This is a genomic window from Psychrobacter sp. 1U2 (genome assembly GCF_051847575.1).
Genome location: NZ_JBPYDC010000816.1, coordinates 1 through 821, shown reverse-complemented (window position 1 = coordinate 821; position 821 = coordinate 1). Strand labels below are relative to the sequence as shown.

The following is an 821-nucleotide window of genomic DNA, read 5'->3' as shown; positions in this document are numbered from 1 at the left end:
ATTTACAAGATTATGCTCACTAAACGCGTAGTATTCTTACGAAAGCATCAGAATTACTTACAACTTATTAACGAAAACGACATCTGCTATGAAGTTTTGGCGCCTACCATAGTGAATGTAAAAAAATATTTCAGAATATTTTTGTTGATTAGTATTAGCTTAATAGATTAGCTGAATAACAACGTTATAAATAAGGCTAAATCGGTGAATGCCAATGACTAAGAACGCTAACAACTAAAATTGTTTGGTAAATAAAATCAAAACGCCATGCAACTGACTAACTGAAAAATAGTAATAAAAAAGAAGATACCTATAATGAGTACAAAAAACCGCACTACCTTAAAAACGATGACCGCATCCCTTCTAGGTGCCGCCCTACTTAGCACCGCTCTTGGCGGTCCAGCGATGGCATACGACCATGATGGCAACCGCTATGAAGGCAGATATAACCATATCTATAAAGATAAGAATTTTGGCAAAAATATTGGTAAATTGCGCGCTGATTTGCGCCGAAGTGGCTACTATGTGATGGATGTCGAACCAGTATCAGACTCGCGTATCAACGTCTATGCTAAAAAGAACAATCAGCCTTATAAGCTTAAATATACTTATCCAGGCTTAAAGCTTATCAGCTCTGACAAAAGAGAGTGGTCCACTATCTGGGATGATAGAAAACATCACGGCGACCACCATGATAAAAATGACATCGAAGAAACTATTAAAAACGAGTCACGCTACCCTAAGATCAAACAGCGCGCTATAAAAAAGCTAAACAACATGGGCTATCAAGTCGAAGATATCGAGATCGATGAAAAAAATGG

1 protein-coding gene is annotated in these 821 nt (G+C 37.4%); it reads left to right on the top strand.

Going from position 1 to position 821, the window contains the following annotated elements; all coding sequences use genetic code 11:
• Window positions 1–315: 315 nt before the first annotated feature.
• On the top strand, window positions 316–821 hold a 506-nt coding region (locus ACS8FD_RS18905; protein ID WP_439276988.1), incomplete at its 3' end, for a hypothetical protein.